Annotated in this window: 20 protein-coding genes and 1 pseudogene; 9 read left to right on the top strand and 12 right to left on the bottom strand. The window is 65.4% G+C overall.

What is annotated here, in order from left to right; all coding sequences use genetic code 11:
* Window positions 1–40 precede the first annotated feature (40 nt).
* The 4 genes from LDZ21_RS16775 to LDZ21_RS16790 form a co-directional block, all read right to left on the bottom strand.
* Window positions 41–808: an anti-sigma factor family protein gene (locus tag LDZ21_RS16775; protein ID WP_244794923.1), complete on the bottom strand. Its 768-nt coding sequence runs from the start codon at window positions 806–808 to the stop codon at window positions 41–43.
* Window positions 805–1,332 carry a sigma-70 family RNA polymerase sigma factor gene (locus LDZ21_RS16780; RefSeq protein ID WP_244794924.1) on the bottom strand — a complete coding sequence of 176 codons (528 nt, stop codon included), beginning with the start codon at window positions 1,330–1,332 and terminating at the stop codon, window positions 805–807. The genes LDZ21_RS16775 and LDZ21_RS16780 overlap by 4 nt, the downstream gene beginning before the upstream one ends.
* Before the next feature lie 31 nt (window positions 1,333–1,363).
* Window positions 1,364–1,735, bottom strand: a complete 372-nt coding sequence (locus LDZ21_RS16785) for a COG4315 family predicted lipoprotein (RefSeq protein WP_244794925.1) — start codon at window positions 1,733–1,735, stop codon at window positions 1,364–1,366.
* Window positions 1,736–1,848: 113 nt separating this feature from the next.
* Window positions 1,849–2,838: an AraC family transcriptional regulator gene (locus LDZ21_RS16790; protein ID WP_244794926.1), complete on the bottom strand. Its 990-nt coding sequence runs from the start codon at window positions 2,836–2,838 to the stop codon at window positions 1,849–1,851.
* 222 nt (window positions 2,839–3,060) lie between these two features.
* Between LDZ21_RS16790 and LDZ21_RS16795 the strand changes: the two genes are divergently transcribed.
* Window positions 3,061–4,113 (top strand): aldo/keto reductase, encoded by a 1,053-nt coding sequence (locus LDZ21_RS16795; RefSeq protein WP_244794927.1) that lies wholly within the window; start codon window positions 3,061–3,063, stop codon window positions 4,111–4,113.
* A 24-nt stretch (window positions 4,114–4,137) separates the two neighbouring features.
* Here the strand turns inward: LDZ21_RS16795 and LDZ21_RS16800 are convergent, their stop codons facing one another.
* Window positions 4,138–5,004: an SDR family oxidoreductase gene (locus LDZ21_RS16800; protein ID WP_244794928.1), complete on the bottom strand. Its 867-nt coding sequence runs from the start codon at window positions 5,002–5,004 to the stop codon at window positions 4,138–4,140.
* Here LDZ21_RS16800 and LDZ21_RS31180 point away from each other — a divergent pair.
* The 4 genes from LDZ21_RS31180 (at window position 5,003) to LDZ21_RS16815 (ending at window position 9,301) form a co-directional block, all read left to right on the top strand.
* A complete protein-coding gene (locus tag LDZ21_RS31180) occupies window positions 5,003–5,134 on the top strand; it encodes a hypothetical protein (RefSeq protein ID WP_280519419.1) in 132 nt (43 codons plus the stop codon). The genes LDZ21_RS16800 and LDZ21_RS31180 overlap by 2 nt on opposite strands.
* Window positions 5,135–5,186: 52 nt before the next feature.
* Window positions 5,187–6,368: a 4-hydroxybenzoate 3-monooxygenase gene (locus LDZ21_RS16805; protein WP_244794929.1), complete on the top strand. Its 1,182-nt coding sequence runs from the start codon at window positions 5,187–5,189 to the stop codon at window positions 6,366–6,368.
* A 177-nt stretch (window positions 6,369–6,545) separates the two neighbouring features.
* Window positions 6,546–7,340, top strand: coding sequence for a sulfite exporter TauE/SafE family protein (locus tag LDZ21_RS16810; protein ID WP_244794930.1), 795 nt, complete (start codon window positions 6,546–6,548; stop codon window positions 7,338–7,340).
* Between the two features lie 278 nt (window positions 7,341–7,618).
* Window positions 7,619–9,301 (top strand): acid phosphatase, encoded by a 1,683-nt coding sequence (locus LDZ21_RS16815; RefSeq protein WP_244794931.1) that lies wholly within the window; start codon window positions 7,619–7,621, stop codon window positions 9,299–9,301.
* On the opposite strand, the gene LDZ21_RS16820 is transcribed toward LDZ21_RS16815, so the two are convergent.
* The gene (locus LDZ21_RS16820; RefSeq protein WP_244794932.1) at window positions 9,298–9,690 is read right to left on the bottom strand and encodes a RidA family protein; all 393 of its coding nucleotides are present in this window, start codon (window positions 9,688–9,690) and stop codon (window positions 9,298–9,300) included. The two genes, LDZ21_RS16815 and LDZ21_RS16820, sit on opposite strands and share 4 nt — an antisense overlap.
* A 28-nt stretch (window positions 9,691–9,718) precedes the next feature.
* The gene (locus tag LDZ21_RS16825) at window positions 9,719–10,606 is read right to left on the bottom strand and encodes a LysR family transcriptional regulator (protein WP_244794933.1); all 888 of its coding nucleotides are present in this window, start codon (window positions 10,604–10,606) and stop codon (window positions 9,719–9,721) included.
* Between the two features lie 116 nt (window positions 10,607–10,722).
* On the opposite strand from LDZ21_RS16825, the gene LDZ21_RS16830 reads away from it, so the two are divergent.
* On the top strand, window positions 10,723–11,619 hold the full coding sequence (locus LDZ21_RS16830) for an NAD-dependent epimerase/dehydratase family protein (protein WP_244794934.1): 897 nt from the start codon (window positions 10,723–10,725) through the stop codon (window positions 11,617–11,619).
* 67 nt (window positions 11,620–11,686) lie between these two features.
* Here LDZ21_RS16830 and LDZ21_RS16835 read toward each other — a convergent pair whose 3' ends face one another.
* The 3 genes and pseudogenes from LDZ21_RS16835 to LDZ21_RS16845 all read right to left on the bottom strand — a co-directional run bounded on the left by LDZ21_RS16835 (window position 11,687) and on the right by LDZ21_RS16845 (window position 17,020).
* A complete protein-coding gene (locus tag LDZ21_RS16835) occupies window positions 11,687–12,781 on the bottom strand; it encodes a malate/lactate/ureidoglycolate dehydrogenase (protein WP_244794935.1) in 1,095 nt (364 codons plus the stop codon).
* Window positions 12,782–12,960: 179 nt separating this feature from the next.
* Window positions 12,961–14,429 (bottom strand): annotated as a pseudogene (locus tag LDZ21_RS16840) (M20 family metallopeptidase).
* Window positions 14,430–14,518: 89 nt separating this feature from the next.
* The gene (locus LDZ21_RS16845; protein ID WP_244794936.1) at window positions 14,519–17,020 is read right to left on the bottom strand and encodes a penicillin acylase family protein; all 2,502 of its coding nucleotides are present in this window, start codon (window positions 17,018–17,020) and stop codon (window positions 14,519–14,521) included.
* A gap of 201 nt (window positions 17,021–17,221) precedes the next feature.
* Between LDZ21_RS16845 and LDZ21_RS16850 the strand changes: the two genes are divergently transcribed.
* Both LDZ21_RS16850 and LDZ21_RS16855 read left to right on the top strand, forming a co-directional pair.
* On the top strand, window positions 17,222–17,407 hold the full coding sequence (locus LDZ21_RS16850) for an oxidoreductase-like domain-containing protein (RefSeq protein ID WP_244794937.1): 186 nt from the start codon (window positions 17,222–17,224) through the stop codon (window positions 17,405–17,407).
* A gap of 99 nt (window positions 17,408–17,506) precedes the next feature.
* Complete coding sequence (locus tag LDZ21_RS16855; RefSeq protein ID WP_244794938.1) at window positions 17,507–18,016, top strand: DUF1993 domain-containing protein; 510 nt, start codon at window positions 17,507–17,509, stop codon at window positions 18,014–18,016.
* An 87-nt stretch (window positions 18,017–18,103) separates the two neighbouring features.
* Here LDZ21_RS16855 and LDZ21_RS16860 read toward each other — a convergent pair whose 3' ends face one another.
* Together LDZ21_RS16860 and mprF are read right to left on the bottom strand one after the other, a co-directional pair.
* On the bottom strand, window positions 18,104–19,384 hold the full coding sequence (locus tag LDZ21_RS16860; RefSeq protein WP_244794939.1) for a virulence factor family protein: 1,281 nt from the start codon (window positions 19,382–19,384) through the stop codon (window positions 18,104–18,106).
* Window positions 19,381–21,978, bottom strand: coding sequence for a bifunctional lysylphosphatidylglycerol flippase/synthetase MprF (gene mprF / locus LDZ21_RS16865; protein WP_244794940.1), 2,598 nt, complete (start codon window positions 21,976–21,978; stop codon window positions 19,381–19,383). The genes LDZ21_RS16860 and mprF overlap by 4 nt, the downstream gene beginning before the upstream one ends.
* Window positions 21,979–22,280: 302 nt before the next feature.
* Between mprF and LDZ21_RS16870 the strand changes: the two genes are divergently transcribed.
* Window positions 22,281–22,628, top strand: coding sequence for a hypothetical protein (locus LDZ21_RS16870; RefSeq protein WP_244794941.1), 348 nt, complete (start codon window positions 22,281–22,283; stop codon window positions 22,626–22,628).

The following is a 22,628-nucleotide window of genomic DNA, read 5'->3' on the forward strand; positions in this document are numbered from 1 at the left end:
AGCGTGTCGGGTCCGCTGCGGCTTTTTATCGAACCGTGCGCTACCACTTCGCCGGATCGCCGCCGAGTTCCTTGCATGTGTCGTAGGCGATCGCCTGCAGCTTTGTTTCGCCGAGTTGCCCGGATATCGCATAGCCCACGCTGTCGTAGGTCCAGTAGTAAGTAGTGCGCGGACCGTCGCGCAACGAGCGGATTTTCGCGTCGTTGCGCGCGACCGTCGTCATGTACAGCGTGAGGCGTTCACCCGCCGCGTTCTGATACATGATCTGCGCAGCCGGTCCTTTCTCGCCCGGCAACAGGCGTCCGCCGACGAGCTGAAAACCGTATTCCGCGAGCGACGGTATCGTGAGCGAGCGGTTCAGGCGCTTCGACAACCAGGTCACGAGATGATCGCGCTGCGAAGCCGCAACTTCCACGGCATGACGCTGCTCGGGTGCATACACCGCATACGCGATATCTGCGCGTTCGGCAAAACGCGGGCGCGTATCGTCGAGATTCGGCAACAGCAGATGCGTGAGATACCCGCACGCAATGCCGACGACGAGGAAGCACGCCGCAAGCAGATAGCGCCCGCGCGCATGCGGCCGCATCACGATGACTTGCGGCTCCGGTTCATCGGCTGAGAACAGCGCCCGCAGCGCGCCGTCCTGCGCGCGATAGGCGGCGACCGCCGCTTGGCTGGCGGGATCGCTCGCGAGGCGATCGGTGACGGCGGCGCGTTCGGCGTCGCCGAGTTCATCGTCGATATAAGCGGACAGCGCCTGAAGGTCGCGCTCGTTGCCGTGATATGCGTGCTCGTGATTCGTCATGACCGGCTCACTACCTTGAGCGACGACGCCTTGCGTCCCGCATCTTCACCGAGCATCACGCGCATGTGCTCGCGTGCTCGCGAAAGACGCGACATTACCGTGCCCGCTGGCACGTTCAACACCTGCGACGCCTCCTGATAACTCATTTCCTCGACACAAACGAGCAACATGACTTCGCGCTGCTCGACCGGCAGGCAATAGAGCGCGCGCTGCACGTCGCGCAGCACGAGGCCGTCGACTTCGCCGCGCGGCGCGGCCATCTGCCGCCATGGCGCGGTTTCATCGTCGACGGCGATGTCGCGGCGTCCGCGCAACTGGTCGATATAGAGATTGCGCATGATCGTGAACAGCCACGCGCGCAGGTTCGTGCCCGGACGAAAGGCGCTCGCGCGATTCAGTGCGCGTTCGGTCGCGTCCTGAACGAGATCGTCGGCCCATGCGCGATCGCCGGCCAGCGCGCGGGCATAGCGGCGCAACTGGGGAAGATGCGCGAGAAGATCGCTTTCGAAGCTCTTTGCGGTCATGCCGAACCGTCTCGCGCGGGCATCACGACGTTCAGGGCTTGACCGCGTGCCACACGTCGCGGAAGTTGTCGCCGTTCTTGTCGCCGGGCTTCGTGTCCTTGGCGAAGCGGTACACGCGCTTGCCGTCGTACGCCCACTGCTTGCCGCCGTCGGCGGATTCGAGCGTCCACTTGCCGCTTGGCTGATCAGAACCGGCCGCCATCGCGGCGGGCCACGCCTGGGCGCAGCCGCCGGTGCATGCGCTCGGGCTGCCCTTGGTGTCCTTGTCGAAGGTATAGAGCGTCATGCCGTTTTCGTCGACGAAGACGCCATTCGATTCCTTCGGCGCCGCCGCGAACGCTTGCGACGCGAAGCAGCCGACGGCCGCGACCGCGGTCAGGGCCAGCACGATTTGCCTGTTCATCTCATCTTCCTTTTCGTGGCGCTACGGTGGGGTGTTCGTGGAACGTTCGGCGTTGCCGTTCTATTCCACGAGCGATGAAATAATTTGCGGCGTCCTGCGCGCTTCATATAACCCTATGCGCCGGCTGCGGCATCGCGCCAGCGCCGCGTGTCGCGCAGCGGCGGCGCGCCAAAAAGGCGGCTGTATTCGCGGCTGAATTGCGAGGCGCTTTCATACCCGACGCGATGCGCCGCGGTCGCGGCATCGGCGATATCGAGCAGCATCAGCCGGCGCGCTTCCTGCAAGCGCAACTGCTTCTGATACTGGAGCGGGCTCATCGCGGTCACCGCCTTGAAGTGATGATGCAGCGACGACACGCTCATATGCACGTCCTTCGCGATGTCCTCCACGCGTAGCGGCTGATCGAAGTTCCGGCGCAACAGCGAGATGGCCTTGGCGATGCGCTGCGTCTGGCTGTCCTGCAGCGCAATCTGGCGCAGGCGTGCGCCGGAGCCGTTCATCAGCAGGCGATACAGGATTTCGCGCTTCACGAGCGGCGCGACGATCGGCACGTCTTCGGGGGTATCGATGAGACGCAGCAGCCGCAGCACGGCGTCGAGCATCGAACTGCCGAGACGGTTCACATAGAGGCCGCGCGAGGCTTCCGTCTGCGTTGCAGGCGGAAGGTTCTGGTCCTGAATCAGCGAGGTGATTTCGTCGACATCCAGATCGAGCCGCATGCCGAGATACGGCTCGGTTTCGCTCGCGGCCGTGACTTGCCCGATCACCGGCAGATCGACGGACGAAACGAGATAGTGCATCGGGTCGTAGACGTAGACATCGTCGCCGACCATCACGCGCTTGCTGCCTTGCGCGATCAGCGCGAGCGCGGGCGTCTGCATGCCGGGCTTCGGCCCGCCCGGATTCGTGATGCGATGAAGGTACACGCCCGGCACCGGCGTTTCGAGCGAGCCTTCGCAACCGGCCGTTAAACGGTCGAGCAGCGAGACGAGGTCGACGCGCGCATGGTCGAGCGCAGCGTCGAGGGAACCGCCGTGGCGGGTGTCGCGAGGTGGATCGTGAGCATCTCTGCCGGCGAGGCCGGGCGTGTCGTTCAGCGCCATGATGTCCGCGGAAATGTAAGCGTGGAAGAGTGTCGATAGCTTACTCGCGCAAGCGCGATCGTGCGCGCACGAGAGGCCACCGTTTGCAGGAAAAGGCAATGATCCGACAGGATCAGGCTATGAACGGTCCGCGTTGCCGGACGATACTGCACGAGCTGGCGAACGCTCGTCAATTTTCGCGGGCGCTTTACGCTGACGTTCAACGCGGACACAGGAGCAAGCATGCGCTACAAGAAATTCGGCAATACCGGTCTGTTCGTCTCGGAGCTTTGCCTCGGCACGATGACGTTCGGCGGCGGTACAGGCGGCATCTGGGACAACATCGGTCAGCTTCAGCAAGTGGATGCGGACACGCTCGTCGGCCGCTCGCTGGACGCGGGCATCAACTTTATCGATACCGCCGATGTCTACGCCGACGGCCGCTCGGAAATCATCACCGGTCAGGCGTTGAAGAACCTGAAGGTGCCGCGCGAGAACGTCGTCGTGGCGACGAAGATTTTCGGCGAGGCGGGCACCAAGGGCGTGAACTCGCGCGGTGCGTCGCGGTTTCACATCATCGACGGCGTGAAGGAAAGCCTGAAGCGTCTGCAACTGGATCACGTCGACCTGTACCAGATTCACGGATTCGATCCCGCGACGCCCATCGAAGAAACACTGCGCGCACTTGATACGCTCGTGCAGCATGGTCACGTGCGTTACATCGGCGTGTCGAACTGGGCGGCGTGGCAGATCATGAAGGCCCTCGGGATTTCCGAGCGCCTCGGCCTTGCGCGCTTCGAATCATTGCAGGCGTATTACACCGTCGCCGGCCGCGACCTCGAACGGGAAATCGTGCCGCTGCTGCAAAGCGAAAGCGTCGGCCTGATGGTGTGGAGTCCGCTCGCGGGCGGCTTTCTGTCGGGCAAGTACACGCGCGAAGGCGGCAAGGAAGAAGGCAGCCGCCGCACGAAGTTCGATTTCCCGCCGGTGAACGTCGAACGTGCGTACGACTGCATCGACGTGATGCGCCGCATGGCGGAAAGCAAGGGCGTGTCCGTCGCGCAGATCGCGCTTGCATGGCTGCTGCATCAGAAGGTGGTGACGAGCGTGATCGTCGGCGCGAAGCGGGTCGAGCAGCTCGATGACAACATCGCGGCGACGCGCGTGAAGCTCAACAGCGACGAACTCGCCGCGCTCGATGAAGTCAGCCAGTTGCCGTCGGAATACCCCGGCTGGATGTTCACGCGGCAAGGCGAGTACCGCCGCAACCAGCTGAAGGAAGCGGCGGCCGAGTAAGGTCCTCGCGATGCGGCAGGCCGCTCAGATGATCGGCTTGCCGCCCGTCACCGCGATTGTCGCGCCGGAGATGTAGCTCGCCTCGTCGGATGCCAGCATCACGTAGGCAGCGGCGAGTTCGGCGGGCTGGCCGGCGCGCTTGATCGGCACCTGCGAGCCGAAGTTCTTGACCTTTTCGGGCGGCATCGTCGATGGAATCAGCGGCGTCCAGATCGGCCCCGGCGCGACGCAATTCGCGCGGATGCCGCGCTCGGCCAGCAATTGCGCGAGGCCGCCGGTGAAGTTCTGAATCGCGCCCTTCGTGCTCGCATAAGCGATCAAACCGGGGTTCGGACTGTCCGCGTTGATGGACGTCGTGTTGATGATCGCCCCGCCCTCCTTCATGTGCGGGAGCGCCGCCTTCGTGATGCGGAACATCGCGCCGATATTCGTCGAATAGGTCTTGTCCCACTCGTCGTCGCTGATTTCCTCGAGGCTGTCGTAGGTCATCTGATACGCCGCGTTATTCACGAGCACGTCGACGCGTCCGAACGCCTCGACCGTCTTCGCGACCAGTTCCTTGCAGAACTCGCGATCGGTGATATCACCCGGCAGCAGCAATGCCTTGCGCCCGGCTTCCTCAACCCAGCGTGCGGTTTCCTTCGCGTCGTCGTGTTCGTCCAGATAGGCGATGGCGACATCCGCGCCTTCCCGCGCATAGGCGATCGCCACCGCGCGCCCGATGCCGCTGTCCGCGCCCGTGATGAGCGCTGTCTTCCCTGCCAGCCTGCCGCTGCCCTTGTAGCTCTGTTCGCCGTGATCGGGCTTCGGGTCCATCGGTGCGGTGAGGCCCGGCGTGCGGTCCTGCTGCTGATCGGGGAAAGGCGGGGTGGGATAGGCGTTTGTGTTCATGGGTGTCCTCATTGATGAAGAGTCGGGATTTACCCTCATTCAGCAAGCACCGGACCCGCTTTTAGCCGCTTTTCAAGCCTTTATCCAAATCGCCGATACGCGCTATCCGCCGTATCGCGTTGCGACATAAGGCCGCGTTGCCGACACTGTGTGCACAACATCACGACGCAACGGAGACACACATGCGTACTCAAGTCGGCATCGTCGGCGCGGGCCCGGCCGGGCTTCTGCTCTCTCATCTGCTTCATCAGCGCGGTATCGAATCGGTCGTGCTCGAGACGCGCAGCCGGGTGGATATCGAGTCCACCATTCGCGCGGGCGTGCTCGAACAGGGCACGATGGACCTGCTTAACGAAGCGGGCCTCGGCGCGCGCATGCAGGCCGAAGGCGCGTTGCATCACGGGTTCGAGCTGGCGTTCGAAGGACAGCGCCGGCGCATCGCGCTGACCGAGCTGACCGGTCATTCGATCACCGTTTATGCACAGCACGAGGTCATCAAGGATCTGGTCGCGGCACGCATGGCGGCGAACGGCGCGCTGAAGTTCGGCGTGTCGGATGTCTCGCTGCACGACTTCGCGGACAACAGCGACCGCAAGCCGCGCATCAAGTATCGCCACGAAGGGCGCGACGAGGAACTGGAGTGCGATTTCATCGTTGGTTGCGACGGCTCGCAGGGCGTGTCGCGGCAGTCGATTCCGGAAGCCGTGCGGCAGGACTATCAGCGCGTGTATCCGTTCGGCTGGTTCGGCATTCTGGTCGAAGCACCGCCTTCATCGGACGAACTGATTTACGCGCGGCACGACCGTGGTTTCGCGTTGATCAGCACGCGTTCGCCGGGCGTGCAGCGCATGTACTTCCAGTGCGACCCGAAAGATTCCGTCGATGCCTGGTCCGACGACCGCATCTGGGCCGAACTGCACGCACGCGTCGATACGGCTGACGGCTGGCAGATCACGGAAGGGAAGATTTTCCAGAAGAACATTGTCGGCATGCGCAGCTTCGTTTCCACGCCGATGCAGTCGGGCAAGCTCTTCCTCGCGGGCGACGCCGCGCATATCGTGCCGCCGACGGGCGCAAAGGGGCTGAATCTGGCGGTATCGGACGTGCGCGTGCTGACCGCCGGGCTGGTCGGCTTCTATCACGACGGCAACGCCGACAAGCTCGCCCGATACACCGAGACGGCGCTCAAACGCATCTGGCGCGCCGAGCATTTCTCGTGGTGGATGACGCGCATGCTGCACAAGCTCGAAGACACCTCGCCGTTCGAGCAACGGTTGCAGGTGGCGGAACTTGAGCACGTGACGACTTCGCGGGCGGCGGCGACGGCGCTGGCGGAAAATTACGTGGGAAGCGTGGCGGTTTAATGCGCTTGCGCGCGCCGGGCGGGAACGCCCGGTTGCGCGGGGACTGCGCCTCTTTCCCAACCGCTACGGCACGCCCGCAGCTTCCGCCCGCGGCCAACGCGCAGCAACGGAACGTCTTACCGGCTATCATCGACGGTTTTTCGACTCCACCTTGCCTGACGGGTCCTCTTCCGCGCGATGTCCTTTCCGCATATCGATCTCCTCTATTCCGCCTCCGGGCTCGCGGTCGGTTTCCTCGTCGGCCTGACGGGCGTAGGCGGCGGTTCGCTGATGACGCCGCTGCTCGTCCTTCTGTTCGGCATCCATCCGGCGACGGCGGTCGGCACCGACCTTCTCTACGCCGCCGCGACCAAAACCGCCGGAACGCTCGTGCATGGTCTGAAAGGCTCGGTCGACTGGCGCATCACCGGTCGGCTTGCGGCGGGCAGCGTGCCGGCCGCCGCCGTGACGCTCTATTTTCTCCATCGGCATGGCATGGCCTCGCCCGACACGGCGCGGCTCATTCAGTTGATCCTCGGCACCGCGCTGCTCATCACCGCCGTGTCGCTCGTCTTCCGCACGCAGCTCGCACGCCTCGCCTATGAAAAGGGGCGCAGCCGCCCCGCAAATCCCGCGCGCACCGCCGCCTGGACGATACTCACGGGCGCAATCCTAGGCGTGCTCGTGTCGATCACTTCGGTCGGCGCGGGCGCAATCGGCGTCACCGTGCTGCTTTTGCTCTACCCGCGTCTTGCGACGGCGCGCATCGTCGGTTCCGACGTGGCCCATGCGGTGCCGCTCACGCTGATTGCCGGCGCGGGACACTGGATGGTCGGCTCGGTCGACTGGTCGCTGCTCCTTTCGCTGCTCGTCGGTTCGATTCCGGGCATCGCCGTCGGCAGTGCGCTGTCGTCCAAAGCGCCTGAAGCGCTGCTGCGCCATGTCCTCGCCGCAACGCTCGTCCTCGTTGGCGCAAAACTGGTGTTGAGCTGATGTTAGTCACGCCGCTCGCCGATGCACAGCCGGCCGGATGGCATAGGCCAAATCGCATGGCCGGTCGTTCGGCCTAGCCGTTTGACCGGGTTTCACACGAGCGGCCGATGCGGCATCATGCGCAGTCAATCGGCTAACGCGCCGCTATTAGCGATGCGCGCGGCCAGTCCGGCGGCGCGGCGCGATATTTGAGGTCATCGCGATGCGTGCGCCGTCTTCTGCCGTCGACGTTGCGAGGCAAGCCGGCGGCAGCCTGAACGTTCACGAGGAGTCAGGCAATGAAAGAGAACGAGCATCCGCATCAGGACCTTCCGGCTGACCACGACGCGCCCGCCGATCCGGCGCGGCGGCGGCTGATCGCGGCAGGCGTCGGGCTTGCCGGCCTGTCTCTCGGCGGATGCAATCTCTTCGAGCACAAGCCGTCGACGCCCAAGACGGCAGCCGATCTCTCGCTCGACCGCACGCTCGCCGCCAAGGTGCGGCAGATTGTCGTGATCTACGCGGAGAACCGCAGCTTCGCGAATCTATACGGCGACTTTCCTGGCGTGCAGTATCCGCTGTCGGCGGTGCCGGCCTCCCAATACACGCAGTTCGACCGTGATGGCGTCACGGCGTTGCCCACGCTGCCCGCAATCTGGGGCGGACTCGTGCCGCAAGCGCAGGAGTTCGACGGCAAGCGTTACGCGATCGCGGAGAAGCAAATCGCCGGTTTGCGCAACGGCCCGTTCCGCCTCGCCGATGCACAAGGCGATCCGTTGCCGACCGGCGTCATCACACGCGATCTCGTGCATCGCTTCTATCAGAACCAGATGCAGATCAACGCCGGGCGCAACAACCAGTTCGCGGCGTGGGGCGACTCGGGCGGCCTCGTGATGGGCCATTACCGGAACTCGCCGGACACATTGAAGCTCTGGGGCCTCGCGCAGCAGTACACGCTCTGCGACAACTTCTTCATGTCGGCGTTCGGCGGTTCCTGGCTGAATCACATCTTCCTGATTTCGGCGCAGGCGCCGTATTACCCCGACGCGCACAACAGCCCGGCGGCGAAGCTGATCTCGGCGGTCGAGGGCGACGATCCCACCGGCTCGCGCCTGAAGCTCGCGCCCGATTCACCGAAGTCCGCGCTCGAGGGTCCGCCGAAGTTCGTCCGCGACAGTTCGCTCACCGCCGACGGTTACGCGGTCAACACGATGGCGCCGCCATATCAGCCGAGCAACGTCAAGCCCGCGCCCGACAGCGACCCGCGTTTCGCGGATACCGCGAACGCATTCGTGCTGCCGCCGCAGACGTACGCGACCATTGGGGACCGCCTGTCGGAGAAGGGCGTCGACTGGGCGTGGTACAGCGGCGCGTGGCAATACGCGCTCGAGCATCGCGATACCGGCGCTGTGCCCGACTTCCAGTATCACCATCAGCCGTTCAATTACTTCCGCAACTTCGCGCCGGGCACGGCAGCGCGCGAGCGGTATCTGCGTGACGCGGGGCTCGGCGACGATCCTTCGACGAACAAGCTGCTCGCAGACATCGACGCGGGCCGCCTGCCGTCCGTCACGTTCTACAAGCCGCAAGGCAATCTGAACATGCACGCGGGTTATGCGGACGTCGCATCCGGCGACCGGCATATCTCGAACGTGATCGAGCACATCCGCCGCGGGCCGCAGTGGGAGAACACGGTCGTGATCGTGACCGTCGACGAAAACGGCGGCTGGTGGGATCACGTCGCGCCGCCAAAGGGCGATCGCTGGGGACCGGGTTCGCGCATTCCGGCGATCGTCGTGTCGCCGTTCGCCCGGAAGGGTTACGTCGACCACACGGTCTACGACACGAATTCGATCCTGCGCTTCATCTCGCGCGTGCACGATCTTGCGCCACTCGATGGCGTCGTCGCGCGGGACCGGGCGTTCGCGGCGAACGGCGAAGCGCCGCTCGGCGACCTCACCGCATCGTTCGATCTCGCCTAGACGCGCTCGATCCACGCACGCGCCGATATCTCTAGCAGATAGCCGTAGTGCAGCGCGCCGACGGGCACGACGGCGCGCGCCGGCTTCCACGCGCCGAAGTGTCGCGCGTAAATCTCGTTGAACGCCTTCCAGTGCTCGACGCCGACGAGATAAACCGTCACTTCGATGCAGTCCGTCAGGCCGCCGCCCGCCGCTTCGAGCACGGTTCGGAGATTGAGCAAGGTCTGCTCCGCCTGCTCTTCGAATGGGCGGTCGCCGGTATGCGTGCCGTCGCGGCGCATCGGCAACTGGCCGGAGACGCAGACCAGATTGCCGGCGCGCGTCGCGTGGCTGTAGTGGCCTGCGGGAATCGGCAGGCCGGGAGCGTTGATGGTTTCTATCGGTGGCATCGTCGTTGATGGGTAGAGCGTCGATGGGTCAGAGCTTGAGTCTGCTCGCAAGGAAATCGAGGAACGCGCGAGCGCGGGCCGCCAGCGATTGGCTCTGGTAATACACCGCGCTGATCGGCTGCCGAACGTCTTCGAGTGCGTCTTCGAGAATCGTGCGAAGGCGGCCGGCTTCGACATCGGCGGCGGTCATGAAATCGGCGAGACACGCGATGCCGCCGCCGTCGATCGCGAGTTGCCGGATGGTTTCGCCGCTCGACGCGGAGACTGCGGGCTTGATCGTCACGAACGCGGTGCGGCCATCACGCAGCGGCCAGTCGTTGAGGCTTTCGGGCGCCGTAAAACCGATGAGCCGGGCGCGCATCAACTCTTCGACATCGCGCGGCTCGCCGTGCTCCGCGAGGTAAGCCGGGCTAGCAAGCACGCGCAGCCGGCTGCTGCCGAGCGTGCGCGCGTGCAGTGTGGAATCCTGCAGCGCGCCGATTCTTATCGCGATATCCACGCGCTGCTCCAGCAAATCGACGATACGTTCGTTGCTCGTCAGCTCGAGCGATATCTCGGGATAAAGCGCTGCGAACGCCTTCACGTGCGGCACCACGCAGTGCAGCATAAACGGCGACGCCGCGTCCACGCGCAGCCGCCCGGCTGGACGCTCGCGCCGTCGCGAGATGGCCTCTTCCGCATCGTCCATCGCGGCGAGAATGGCGCGAGCGCGGGCGAGAAACAGTTCGCCCTCCTCCGTCAGTTGCAGGCGGCGCGTGGTGCGGCGAACGAGCGTCGCATCGAGCTTCTTTTCGAGCCGCGTGAGCGTGCGGCTGACCCCCGAGACCGTCTGCTGCAGGGTTTCGGCGGCGGCGGTCATCGAACCGCTGTCGATCACGGTAACGAACACGAGCAGTTCGTCGGTATTCGTTTTCATGGTGATGCGCATGATTATTGATCTGCAATCAAGGCTGATTTGAGACTACCACGCTTTTTGCGAAAGTCGAAGCCGGCGATACTCTGCCTACCGATTCAATTCTCAGGAGCAGGCACATGAAGATTTTCGTTACGGGCGCGGGCGGTTTCATCGGCGGTTCGATTGCGGCGGGGCTGGTGCGCGACGGCCATCAGGTGCGGGGTCTCATTCGCCGCGCCGAGCAAAGCGCTTCTCTGAAGCATGCGGGTATCGAGCCGGTCGTCGGCAGCCTCGACGACGCCGCTCTGCTCGCCACGGAGGCCCGCACGGCCGATGCCGTCATCAACGCGGCGAGCAGCGATCATCGCGGCGCGGTCGAAGCGCTGATCGGCGCGCTCGAAGGCTCGAACAAGCCGTTCCTGCATACGAGCGGATCGAGCATCGTCGGCGATGCGTCGGGCGGCGAGGCATCGGATTCCGTCTACACCGAAACCACGCTGCCGGAGCCAACAGCCGACAAGGCGCCGCGCGTCGCCATCGACAATCTGGTCCTGGATGCCGCGAAGCGCGGCGTGCGCTCGGCCGTGCTCTGCAACACGCTAATTTACGGCCACGGCGCGATTCCCGATACCGCCAGCGTGCAGTTGCCGCGTCTTGCGCGGCAGGCGAAAAAAAGCGGCGTGGTGCGGCATGTGGGACGCGGACTGAACATCTGGTCGAACGTGCATATCGACGATGTGGTCGACGCCTATCGCCGCGCGCTCGACAAGACGCCGGCGGGCACGTTCTATTTCATCGAAAGCGGGGAAGCGCAGTTCCGCGACATGACCGTCGCAATGGCGAAGACCCTCGGCCTGCGCGGGCCGGAAGACTGGCCGCTGGAACAGGCGATCGAAGAATGGGGCTACGAGATGGCGTCCTACGGACTCGGGTCGAATAGCCGGGTGCGCGGCGAGCGCGCGCGGACGCTGCTGGGCTGGGCGCCGAAGCGTAAGTCCGTGGTCGAGTGGATCGAGAAGGAAATGGTTCGCTGATCCGCAACCAACGAAAAAGCGGCTAAATTGGCTTGACCAATTTAGCCGCGTTTCACATCTGAGCCGCTTACTTCAGCGCGCTCGCGAACTTTTCGATGTCCGCTTCGGCCATGCCGGACTTCTGCGCCGATTCACGAATCTGCTTCCACGTAGTCGGATCGATCGGCACGCCATTCGCACGGCGTTCCGCGCGGCGCGCTTCTTCCGGCTCGCCGGGCGCGTAGATCGCGTCGATGCCTTCGGCGCGCGGCGACGCCTTCATCCATTCGAGAAACGCTTCGGCTTCGGCCTGAGCGGCGGGGGCGTCGAAGGCGTTCGGATCGAGAATCACCGACGTCATGCAGTTCATGATCGCGCTGGTCTTTTCGAGCGTGCTTTCGTGCGTCGTGTAACCGCCCGAGAGCGCCCCGCCGAAGATCTCGCACAGCGCGGCCAGGCCGGAACCCTTGTGCAGACCGAACGCCGTCAGCGAACCGAACGGCTGCTCGTGCATGACCTTCGGTTCGACCGTCGGCCGGCCTTCGTGGTCGAGCAGCATGCCCGGCGCGACCTGGACGCCCTTGTTGTACGCCACGCGCGTCTTGCCGTAGGCGATGCCCGCTGTCGCGAAATCGAGCACGAGCGGGCTCTTGCCGTCGCGCGGATACGCCGCGCAGAACGGGTTGGTGCCGAAGCGCCGGTCGATCCCGCCGAACGGCGCGACGAGCGGATCGCCCGCCACGTTCACGAAGTGGAACGACACGAGCCCTGCATTCGCGCACTGCTCGGCCCAGTGTCCGATGCGCCCGATGTGATGCGCGTTGCGCAGGCCGACCGCGCACACGCCGAACTTCTTCGCGCGCTCCATGCCGTGCTCCATCGCCTCGTAGGCGACGACTTGCCCGAAGCCCTTGCGGCCGTCGACGGTCAGCACCGCGCCGGCGTCGCGGACGATTTCCGCGTGCGTGTTCAGTTGCAACTGGCCGTCTGCGAGCGACGACACATAGCGAGGAATCATCCCGACGCCGTGCGAATCGTGGCCCGACAGGTTCGACATCACGAGGTGATCGGCGACCAGTTCCGCTTCGCGCGGCGCGCTTCCGGCGCGTTCCCAGATGGCGCGGACGTAGGCGTGCAGCGTATCGGCGGCAATGCGTTGTTCGGGTTTGCTGGTTTCGTTCATTGCGACTCTCGTCTCCTTTGATCGATTACTGGTGCGGCGCTTTCTGAAGAAGCGCGCGTGCCTGTTACTTTACAGACGTTCAACTGGCCTGACCAGTTCGTTTTTCAGAAAACGCTGAAAACGGCGAAAAAGCGCCCGCTCGTGGCGGGCGTCCGTCTTCCGGAATAGCCCTGAACCGCTCAGGGCGCTGCGGCGATCACTTCGGCCACAGCCGCCGTCAGCTTCCTGGCGTAGGGCACGTGCAGGAATTCGTTCGGCCCGTGCGCGTTGGACTTCGGCCCGAGCACGCCGCACACCATGAATTGCGAGCGCGGGAAACCTTCTTTGAGCGTGTTCATCAGCGGAATCGTGCCGCCCTGCCCGATATACGCGACATCCGCGCCGAAATGACGACGCGACGCATCGTTCAGCGACGACGCCAGCCACGGCGCAAGCTCCGGCGCGCTCCAGCCGGTCGCCGCGCCGGCTTCGGGCTTGAACGTGACCTTCGCGTTGTACGGCGATCGAGTTCGAGCAGCGACTTCAATTGCGCGACGGCTTCGGTCGCTTCGACGAGCGGCGGCAGGCGCAGCGACAGCTTGAACGCCGTGCGCGGCGCGAGCACGTTGCCGGCGTCCGCGAGCGGCGGCAGGCCGGCCGCGCCCGTCACCGTCAGCGACGGACGCCATGTCGAGTTGAGCAGCGCTTCTTTCGGATCGGTCGTGGTCGGCAGCACGCTGCCGCCGTCCTGACCGCAACTCCAGGGCAACTTCTTCCAGACATCGTCGCCGAGGATGTGCGCGGTTGCTTCGGCCTCTTTCATGCGCTGGCCGGGAATCGCGCAATGGAAATTCTTCGGTAGCAGATTGCCGGTCGCCGCATCCTCGAGCCGCTCGAAGAGTTGCCGCATGATGCGGAATGTCGACGGCGCGATGCCGCCGTAGCCGCCCGAATGCAGCCCTTCTTCGAGCACCTGCACTTCGAGGTCGCCGGCGACGAGGCCGCGCAGCGACGTGGTGAGCCATAGTTGATCGTAATTGCCCGCGCCGGAATCGAGGCAGATGACGAGGCCGACGTCGCCGAGCCTGTCGCGCAGCGCGTCGATGTACGGCAGCAAGTCGTAACTGCCCGATTCCTCGCACGTCTCGATGATGCCGACGCAACGCGGCCGCTCCACGCCCTGCGCATCCAGCGCGGCGAGTGCGGTGATGCTCGCGTAGGTCGCGTAGCCATCGTCGGCGCCGCCACGGCCGTAGAGCTTGCCGTCCTCGAGCTTGGGCGTCCACGGGCCGAGATCGCTGCGCCAGCCTTCGAATTCGGGCTGCTTGTCGAGGTGTCCATAGAGGACGACAGTCTCGGTGCTGCCCGAGCGTGTCGCGGGTGCTTCGAAGAAGATGACCGGCGTCCGGCCGGTGAGCCGCACGATTTCGATCTTCAGGCCCTTCACGGGCTGCCTCTTCGCCCAGTCCGCGGCGTCCGTCACCACGCGTTCGATGAAACCGTGGCGCGCCCAGTCGACGTCGAACATCGGGCTTTTCGCGGGCACCGCGATGTAGTCGGTCAGGGCGGGAACGATCTCGTCGTCCCACTTCTGATTAACGAACTGCTGCAATGCGGACGGATCGAGCCGTACCGCTTCTTCGTGTTGTGTGCTGTCGCCAGAGTTCATGACGGTGGTTCCATGCGGACAAACCACCATGATAGACGGGAATCTTTACGATCCGCGTGATGTCCTGCCGTATGAACAATGGGCCGTTTCTAGCGCGGACCCGTGACGACGAACGGCGCGGCGGACGACTCCGCGTTGATCGCCTCATCCGTGAACGGAAACCGCCGCCACTGTTTCGCCGAAAAAAGGCGCGTGGCGTCGCCGAAATGCGGCGAGGCAGGATCGTCCGATTCGGCGGGCGCGAGCAGCGTGTCCGCTTCGACGCCTTGCGGCCCGGTTCCGGTGAAGGTCACGACTTGCAGGTAGCTGTCGCCCTCGCCGTTCGCGTCCATTGGATACCCCTTCGCGTCCAGCGGCCGCCCGGCGCACACGACCGTGAAATAGCCCGCCTCGTCGCAGCCGCCGAACAGCGGGATGCGTGCGCCGTCGCGCGTCGTGTACAGCAAATCGCCACGCCGCGAATCGAGTGCGAAGCCGTTCAACCGCAGCGACAGCGCGGCTCCGCCCAGCGCCTGCCGGATCTCCTGCACGACGGCGGGATTGCTGGTGTTCATGCCGCTCGGCGTCGTGAGCGGACGCGACGGATCGAAGCGCGTCCCGAAAAGACGCTCTGGCGGGATGCGCATCAGACGCTGCCACAGCTCGTCCCAGAGATTCGCGCCGCGTGCGTCGATATCCGCTGTGCCGTTCCAGTTGCGCAGCACGTCGCAGGCGTCGTTGAGCGCGCTCGCTGCAGCCCCGGGCGTGCAGACGGCGTCGAGCAGCGGCTGCCGATGAAGCGCCTCCGACATCGATTTCGCCTCCAGCACCGCCGATTCCACCGCCTCGCGCGTGACCCCGGCGCTTTCCCGCTGCAGCCGCGCGGCAAGCAGATGCCCGTAGCGCGTGCGCAGCGACTGCTCGTAGCGCGTCGCCCCCGCAATGCGCGGATAGCCCGACAGCGGCGCGTTCGCGTTCGTGAGCCAGTAACTGTCGTTGAAGTTGCCGACGTAATCGCCACGCGCCGCGCTCGGCATCTGATCGACGGGCAGCGTTCCCCGCTGCGTCCACGCGCACGCGCTTTTCGAGCCGTCGAGGAACGGCACGCCCGGCATGCGGCTCGCGAGCGCACGGCCGGCGGGCGGCGTGCAGGCATCGGCGAGCGCGTCGGATACGCCGGGCATCACGCCGATGTCCGCGAACCAGGCGCGCGGATCGCCACGGCCGATCGCGAACGTGTTGGCCCACGGAATCGCCGCATAGCGCTTCTGAATGCCGATGAAATCTTCGAGCGAGCGCGCCTGATTCCACGCGAAAAAGTTCTCGAAACTGCGCACGTTGTCCGCGTTCGGGTCGGCGAGTGCGTAGGCGCGCTGCGCGTTCCAGCCGAGCGCGGCGTTGAGCGTGGACAGATCGACGACCGGACCGAAGCGCGTCCGATACAGCGTGCGCGCCACGGACTCGATCGAGCCGTCGGTGCGGCGCACGCGCACGGAGAGCGGGACGGGCGTCATCGGTTCGGTCGCGCCATCGAAGCGGTAGCGCGTGGGATCGGCGGGATCGAGCGTCAGTTCGAAGAGGCCGAAGCGGCGCGCGGTCGACACCGTATGCGTCCACGCGATGTTTTCGTTGAAGCCGAGCACGATCAGCGGCACGCCCAGAAACGACACGCCCGCTGCGTCGAGCCGGCCGGGAAGGGTCAGTTGCGCCTGATAGAAACGATCCGGACCGCGCCAGAACCAGTGCGGATTGCCGAACAGGATGCTGCGCTTGTCGCGCGTGATCGGCGCGCCGAAGGCGAGTGCATTGCTGCCGATGCCGGGCAATTCGCCTACGGGATAGCGGAGATTGCTTGCGGCCACGTTCGACGCGAGCGCGTCGCCAGCGACGCGGGGCGCAGACGGAGCTGGCTCGGGCGGCTGAACGACGTTCGCATCGAGCGCGCTGCCGACACCCGGTGCGCCACGCACGGCATCCGGATCGCCCGACACGGCTCCGGCCTTCGGTGGATGCGCCGCCGCGATCGCCCCGACGAATCTTGCCGATCCGCCCGCCAGATTCGCCGCGATCAGCCGCCGGTAGATATCGTCCGGCTTGATCTGGCCAACCCACGGCTCGCCACGGCAGGCCGCATGAGCGCCGGGAAAGTTGCCGGCGTCGAGATCGGCGAGATAACGGTCGTAGCCAGCAGCGAAGCCGTCGATAAGACTGCGTAAATCCGGCGATTGCGCGGCGCGATAGCGGTCGACGGCGGCCTGGTCATCGACGAGGCGGAAGAAGAAGTCAGAGTCCAGATTGCGCGGCTCGCCAAAGATCGACGGATTCGGCGGGCGCGCATCCGCACCGAAATGCTCGGATCGCTCGCCGCGCCAGGTCACGAAACCATCGGCGAGCGAACACAGATTGTCCTGCGCCTGTGCATAGCCGTAACCGTAGCCGAGGCTGCCCCAGTCGGCGGCGCGGATATGCGGGATGCCCGACTGCGTGCGGCGAATCTCTGCGCGATACGGCGCCGTGTCGGCACGCTGCGACGCCTCTTGCGACGCGGCGCAGCCGGCGAGCATCGCGATGGCGAGCGCGCCGAGCATCGCGCGGATGACGGTCTGATTCATCGGTCACGGTCCTCCGATCACTCGATTGGGCGGAAGCCAGGGCGGAATGTCGGCCAGTATCGCACCGTGCAGCGCGCGCGCACCGCCAAAAGTTAGCTCCGGCTCATGGGGCGTCGCGGCGTCGCTTGCAGCCCCAGCGGCAAAGCATCGGCGGGTTGCACAATGGGAGACCGAGTCCGCGCACGAGAATGAAGAGTTTCGATGACCTCATCCGAGAAAACACCCGGCGACCCGCGCCCGACGCCGCCCGAACGCCCATCGCCGGACGAGTGCTGCCACAGCGGCTGCCATCCGTGCGTCTTCGATCTTTATCAGGACGCGCTCGACCGCTACGATCAGCAATTGCGTGCGTGGGAAGCGCGGCATGCGCCAGGCTTGCAAGGATAGCGGGCGGTCATTCGAGCGCCCGATAGCGCACGGCGCTATGCTTGTCGTCCTTTCGACAAGAGGACCGCGAAGGTCCGCACAACCAAGGAGCGCAAGACCATGTCCCTCTCGATGTATCGCGCGTCGATTCCGGTTTTTATTCGCGGGCTGGAAGTGTGCTCGTCCCTGCTGGAGAAAGGCGCAGCCTTCGCCGATGAAGAGGGCCTCGCCCACGCCGATGTGATCGGCGCACGCCTCGCGCCCGACATGTTGCCGCTCGCCGCGCAAATTCAGCGCGCCAGCGATACGGCGAAGCTCTCCGCGCAACGCCTGTCGGGCGTCGAAGCGCCGCGCTTCGAGGACGACGAGGACAGCTTTGCGAAGCTGCAGGAGCGCATCGCGAAGACGATTGCGTATCTGAAGAGCATCGACCAGGCCGCGCTCGCCGATAGCGAAACGCGCACGGTCACGCTCAAGTTTCCGGACTTTTCGCCGTCGTTTTCAGGCGTCGATTATTTGCTCGGCTTCGGGCTGCCGAATTTCTATTTTCACGTCGTCACGACGCACGACATCCTGCGCCATCTCGGCGCGCCGATCGGCAAGCGCGACTACCTCGGCGCGCTCAAGTGAGCGTTTGAACGGAGTGCAAGCCGCTCGATAAGGCCATCGAGCGGCGCTGTCGGCACGAAGCAAAGCTCGGATCGAGATCGGGCGGGCTCAGGCTCCCGCCCGCGCCGCGATCTGCTTGCGCCAGCCGGTCAGAATGCGCCGAGCGAGCGCATCGTAATCGCCGCCGAAGTGGTGATCGCCCGGCAGCTTCACGACTTCGATGCCCGTCTTGGTGAGCGTCGGGCACAGCGTGTCGTCTTCCTTTTCGCCGTAGATGCACTGGACCATCGCGGGCGGCAGCTTCGTCAGTTCGGGCTTGACCTTCAGCGCCTTCTCGCTCGCTTTCATGCCGAGCCAGCCCGTCACGCGAATCTGAAAATCCGCCTCGGGCGCGAAGCCCATCAGCGAGACATAGGACACTTGCGCGCGTACCCCATCCGGCAAGCGGTTGTACGCGAACGGCATCACGTCCGCGCCGAACGAGTAGCCGACGAGCGCAACGTGGTTCGTATGCCAGCGCGCGTTGTAGGTGCGAATCACTCGCGCGATGTCCGTTGCCGTGCGCTCCGGCGACTTCTCGCTCCAGAAATAGCGCAGCGAATCGATGCCGATCACCGATACGCCATCGCGTTGCAGCGCGAGCGCCATCGTCTTGTCGAGATCGCGCCAGCCGCCGTCGCCGGAAATGACGATGGCGAGCAGATCGGTCGGCTTGGCGGCCCGCAGTTCGATGAGCGGCAGATCCGAGACATCGTTATCGACGGGCGCTTCCGCCTTTTTCAGATGCGGCGCCGTCATCGCGACGATCGCATCGGCCCGGGTGCGGCCCGGCTGCAACGCGGCGCGCTCCAGGAAACCGGGCAAGCCCTTCATGTGGATGATCGTCGGGTCGGGCGGACACGGCTTGAAGCGCGCGTCCAGCTGCGCATCCGCCGCCAGCGACACCGCGCCCGCCACCGTGTTGTCAGGAGCCTGCGTCAAAGCCTGCTCGCTCACCATCGCGCCCTGCGCGGAGCCCGCGAAAATGGGCGAGAAATAGCGGCTCGTCTGCACGGTGCGTTCGAGCTGATGGCTCATGTCTTCCGCATCGCCGACGAGGTTGTGGCATGTCTCCTTCTTTTCCGTCGCGAGGCGTGCGGCATAACGCGGCGTATCGACGCCGACGACCATCGCGCCTTTAGCCGCGAGCGCATCGGCGGCCTGGGCATCGGCGGGGCTCCAGCCGGCTTTATCGGAGAACAGGACGACGAATCCCGTCATTTCACCTGTGGGCCTGGTCAGCGTCACCTGCCCGTAGCGGCCGCCGGAAATGGTGGAGGCGTGGGCCGCGCCGAGGATCGATACGCCCAATACGGCGAGCGCCGCCAGTTTCTTGCCAAAGTGAATCATGAACGCCAGCCTCCCGCCAGCAGCGAAAGGTCCGCCAAAGTGAAAAATACGCCGACCGAACCGGACGCCGCCAGATAGCGCGGCTCCCAGTGCGGCTGGAACTTGCTCTTGAAGCCGCGCAATCCGCGGAAGTTGTAGAAGCGCCCGCCGAAGCGCCACACTAGTCCGGCCAGCCGGTGCCAGTGCGAGGCAAGCGGCGTCGGCTCCATCCCCGAAAGCGGCGCGATGCCGAGCGACAGCGAGCGGAATCCCGCTTCCTTCAGATGCAGCGCGAGCTTCGTGAAGAGATACTCCATCGCATACGACGACGCATTCGCGACATGGCGCATCACGCCGACGGTCGCTTCGGTGTTGAGGTCCGTCGTCATGAAGGTGACGAACGCGACCGGCGCGCCCGCCTGACGCACGAGCAGCACCGATTGCGCCGCCAGATAGTCTTCATTGAACGCGGCGACCGAGAAGCTCTTCTCACGCGCGGAGCGGCTGTCGAGCCAGTCGTCGGAAATCTCGCGCAGCATCGGCATGCATTCGGCGATGCGGTCCGGGCCGATCAGTTCAGTGTCGAAACCATCGCGTTCGCCGCGCTTGAGCGCGTAGCGCAGATGGGCGCGGTGCGAGCCCTTCAGGTCGAAATCCGCCAGCGCGACGTGCGCTTCCTCGCCGAGCTTCATCAGCGTGAGACCGGCGTCGAGATACAGCGGCAGGGCATCGGCGCGCACCTGATAGAACGCGGCGCGGCCGTTGTGCTTGTGCGCCAGCGCGACGAACTCGCGGATCAGCCCCGCCCACTCGCTGCGCGGACCGACCGGATCGTGCAGCGCGGCCCACGTGCGGCCATGTTTCGCGTACATCAGGAAGGCTTCGCGCGATTCGGAGAAGAGGAAACTTTTGTCGCCCATCATCGCGAGGCCGGCGTCGCTGCGCTCCTGCGCGCGGAAAATGCGCGCGGCGTTGGCGAGATCCTGCGGCGCGGGCTTCACGAAGCGGCCCGCCGCCGGACGCAGCAGTTGCCACACCGCGAACGCCGAGGCGAACACGCCGGCGGCCAGCGTCGCGCGCAACGCACGCGGGGCGCGCTCGTCGAAGGCGAATTGCCACCAGAGGTCGGTGTCGTAGGGGACGTCGCGGAACGCGAAGAACATGATCCACACGGCCACCGCCATCACCATGCCGACGGAGAACAGCCACGTCAGCGTGAAGCGCTCGGCAAAAAGCGAGGCCCGGCGATTGAACCGCTCGCGCGTCGCGACGAGCAGCACGATCAGGAACGCGAGCACGCCCGCTTCGATGAATGCCAGGCCTTTCGCGAGCGACAGCGCGAAGTTCGCCACCGCGAGGATCAACGCGAGCCACCACGCGGCGTCCAGCCGGCGCATCAGGCCACGCGCGACGAACAACAGCAGCACGCCAAGCACGCTGCCGAGCAATTGCGAGCTTTCCAGCACCCACAGCGGCACCACGGTCTGGAGCAACGCGATACGCATCTTGAAGGCGGGCGTCGCGCCGGAGATGACGAGCATCGAGCCGGCTGCGAACGTGACGATCGCCAGAAACAGCGGCGCAAGCTGCGACACGCGATGCGGGCGCAGAAACGCGAAGCGGCCCTTGAGCGCGCGGCCCTCGAACGCGGCCATCACGCCGGCGGAGAGAATCAGCGGCAGGCCGAAGTAGATCGCGCGATACGCGAGCAGCGCGGCGAGCACGTCGGGCGTCGCGACCTCGCGGCCCAGCGTGAAAACCATCGCCGCCTCGAATACGCCGACGCCGCCCGGCGTGTGGCCGATCATGCCGAGCAGCATCGCCGCCGAGAACACCGTCATGAACTCGGCGAGACCGACGTGCGCGCCGGGCAGCATCGCCCAGAGCGCGAGGCCCGCGCCGAACACATCGACGATGGCGAGCGCCGTCTGTGCGATGAAATCGCGGCGCGTCGGCACGTTGAACGCGAGCCACCTCCAGCGCGAACGCAGCGTGCGCTGCTCGCGTCCGCAGAAGACGAGCATCGCGGCAAATACGGCGAGGAGCGCCGCGCCGATCGCGCGCAGTATCGCCGGAGAAAGATGCATCATGCCGGCGAGCGTGCCCGCCGAAGCGACCATGCCGACCGCCGTCATGAACGCCAGCGACAGGGCGAGCGTCACGCCCGTGAAAATCGACAGGCGGCCCACTTGAGCCGCAGTGACGTCCGCCGCGCCGTACACGCGGCAGCGCACCGCACCGCCCGTCAGCGCGCCGAAGCCGGTGACGTTGCCGAGCGCGGAACCGACCGTCGCGCCGACCCACAGCAGCGAGCGCGGCACGGTCACGCCGATGTGACGCAAGCCGATCGCGTCGCGCCCGACGAGCGCGGCGAAACTGAGTGCCGTCGCGAACAGCGCCCCGCCCCACGCTTGCGGCGTGAGCAGGCGCAGGGAGCGGACCACGGACTTGTAATCGACCGAATGCGACAGATGCTGGAACAGGACGAGCAGCAGCGCGCACACGACGACCGTCAGCGCGGGCGCCGCGAAGCGCTGCAAATCAGGAAAGGCGCCTTTGGAATCTCCGGGCGTGGAGTGGGCGCGAAGCCGGGCGAACAACTTTCTGCGAGACATGCGTTATGTGAACTTGCTCGCGCCGCAGCTCGACGATGAAACCGCCAGTTGCCGCGCGAATCGTTGTAGTGGGGCCGCGTGTGATGCACAGTGGGCGAGGCTTCGGCTTTCGACCGTTGCGCTCGCGCCATGTGAAACGTTGTGAACTGAGAAACGTCTGTATAACGGCTACGGTTGACCCGACTTGACTGCTATCGACGAAACCGTCGCTGCCGGGAGCGATGGCTGCTCATCGAAAAAAGCCGCGTCGCGAACATCGGCGCAAAGACTAAGCGGATACCGCTCACTGAGGGATCGGATAAATGAGAAAAACTGTCGCAAATGCGTTGATGGCTTGTATCACGGTTGGTCTCGCCGGATGCGCGACCACGGACGACGCCCTGCTCAAGACCGTGCCAATCGGCTCGGGCACGTCGACCCTGGCGACCTTCGATTTTGTGCGCTGCGTGAAGGACAGATGGACGCCGCTCGGCGGCCCGGTGCGCGAATACGCGCTCGGCACGGATAGCCAGGCCGTGTCGGTGAAAGGTGCGGGCGGCGCGTCGATGGTGCTCGTCGTCGCGCAACCCGCCGCGAGAGGAACCGGCTATACGATTTACGGCGAAATCGCGGCGAGCCGCTACGTGACGGCCGCGCACGTGTGCGACTGA

Origin of the sequence: Caballeronia grimmiae, from assembly GCF_022879615.1 — a bacterium.
Lineage (GTDB): Bacteria > Pseudomonadota > Gammaproteobacteria > Burkholderiales > Burkholderiaceae > Caballeronia > Caballeronia grimmiae.

Bases quoted from the DNA above. Each gene is read 5' to 3' on its own strand.
- LDZ21_RS16775 (WP_244794923.1), bottom strand. From the start codon at position 808: ATGACGAATCACGAGCACGCATATCACGGCAACGAGCGCGACCTTCAG.
- LDZ21_RS16780 (WP_244794924.1), bottom strand. From the start codon at position 1,332: ATGACCGCAAAGAGCTTCGAAAGCGATCTTCTCGCGCATCTTCCCCAG.
- LDZ21_RS16785 (WP_244794925.1), bottom strand. From the start codon at position 1,735: ATGAACAGGCAAATCGTGCTGGCCCTGACCGCGGTCGCGGCCGTCGGC.
- LDZ21_RS16790 (WP_244794926.1), bottom strand. From the start codon at position 2,838: ATGGCGCTGAACGACACGCCCGGCCTCGCCGGCAGAGATGCTCACGAT.
- LDZ21_RS16795 (WP_244794927.1), top strand. From the start codon at position 3,061: ATGCGCTACAAGAAATTCGGCAATACCGGTCTGTTCGTCTCGGAGCTT.
- LDZ21_RS31180 (WP_280519419.1), top strand. From the start codon at position 5,003: ATGGGTGTCCTCATTGATGAAGAGTCGGGATTTACCCTCATTCAGCAA.
- LDZ21_RS16800 (WP_244794928.1), bottom strand. From the start codon at position 5,004: ATGAACACAAACGCCTATCCCACCCCGCCTTTCCCCGATCAGCAGCAG.
- LDZ21_RS16805 (WP_244794929.1), top strand. From the start codon at position 5,187: ATGCGTACTCAAGTCGGCATCGTCGGCGCGGGCCCGGCCGGGCTTCTG.
- LDZ21_RS16810 (WP_244794930.1), top strand. From the start codon at position 6,546: ATGTCCTTTCCGCATATCGATCTCCTCTATTCCGCCTCCGGGCTCGCG.
- LDZ21_RS16815 (WP_244794931.1), top strand. From the start codon at position 7,619: ATGAAAGAGAACGAGCATCCGCATCAGGACCTTCCGGCTGACCACGAC.
- LDZ21_RS16820 (WP_244794932.1), bottom strand. From the start codon at position 9,690: ATGCCACCGATAGAAACCATCAACGCTCCCGGCCTGCCGATTCCCGCA.
- LDZ21_RS16825 (WP_244794933.1), bottom strand. From the start codon at position 10,606: ATGAAAACGAATACCGACGAACTGCTCGTGTTCGTTACCGTGATCGAC.
- LDZ21_RS16830 (WP_244794934.1), top strand. From the start codon at position 10,723: ATGAAGATTTTCGTTACGGGCGCGGGCGGTTTCATCGGCGGTTCGATT.
- LDZ21_RS16835 (WP_244794935.1), bottom strand. From the start codon at position 12,781: ATGAACGAAACCAGCAAACCCGAACAACGCATTGCCGCCGATACGCTG.
- LDZ21_RS16845 (WP_244794936.1), bottom strand. From the start codon at position 17,020: ATGAATCAGACCGTCATCCGCGCGATGCTCGGCGCGCTCGCCATCGCG.
- LDZ21_RS16850 (WP_244794937.1), top strand. From the start codon at position 17,222: ATGACCTCATCCGAGAAAACACCCGGCGACCCGCGCCCGACGCCGCCC.
- LDZ21_RS16855 (WP_244794938.1), top strand. From the start codon at position 17,507: ATGTCCCTCTCGATGTATCGCGCGTCGATTCCGGTTTTTATTCGCGGG.
- LDZ21_RS16860 (WP_244794939.1), bottom strand. From the start codon at position 19,384: ATGATTCACTTTGGCAAGAAACTGGCGGCGCTCGCCGTATTGGGCGTA.
- mprF (WP_244794940.1), bottom strand. From the start codon at position 21,978: ATGTCTCGCAGAAAGTTGTTCGCCCGGCTTCGCGCCCACTCCACGCCC.
- LDZ21_RS16870 (WP_244794941.1), top strand. From the start codon at position 22,281: ATGAGAAAAACTGTCGCAAATGCGTTGATGGCTTGTATCACGGTTGGT.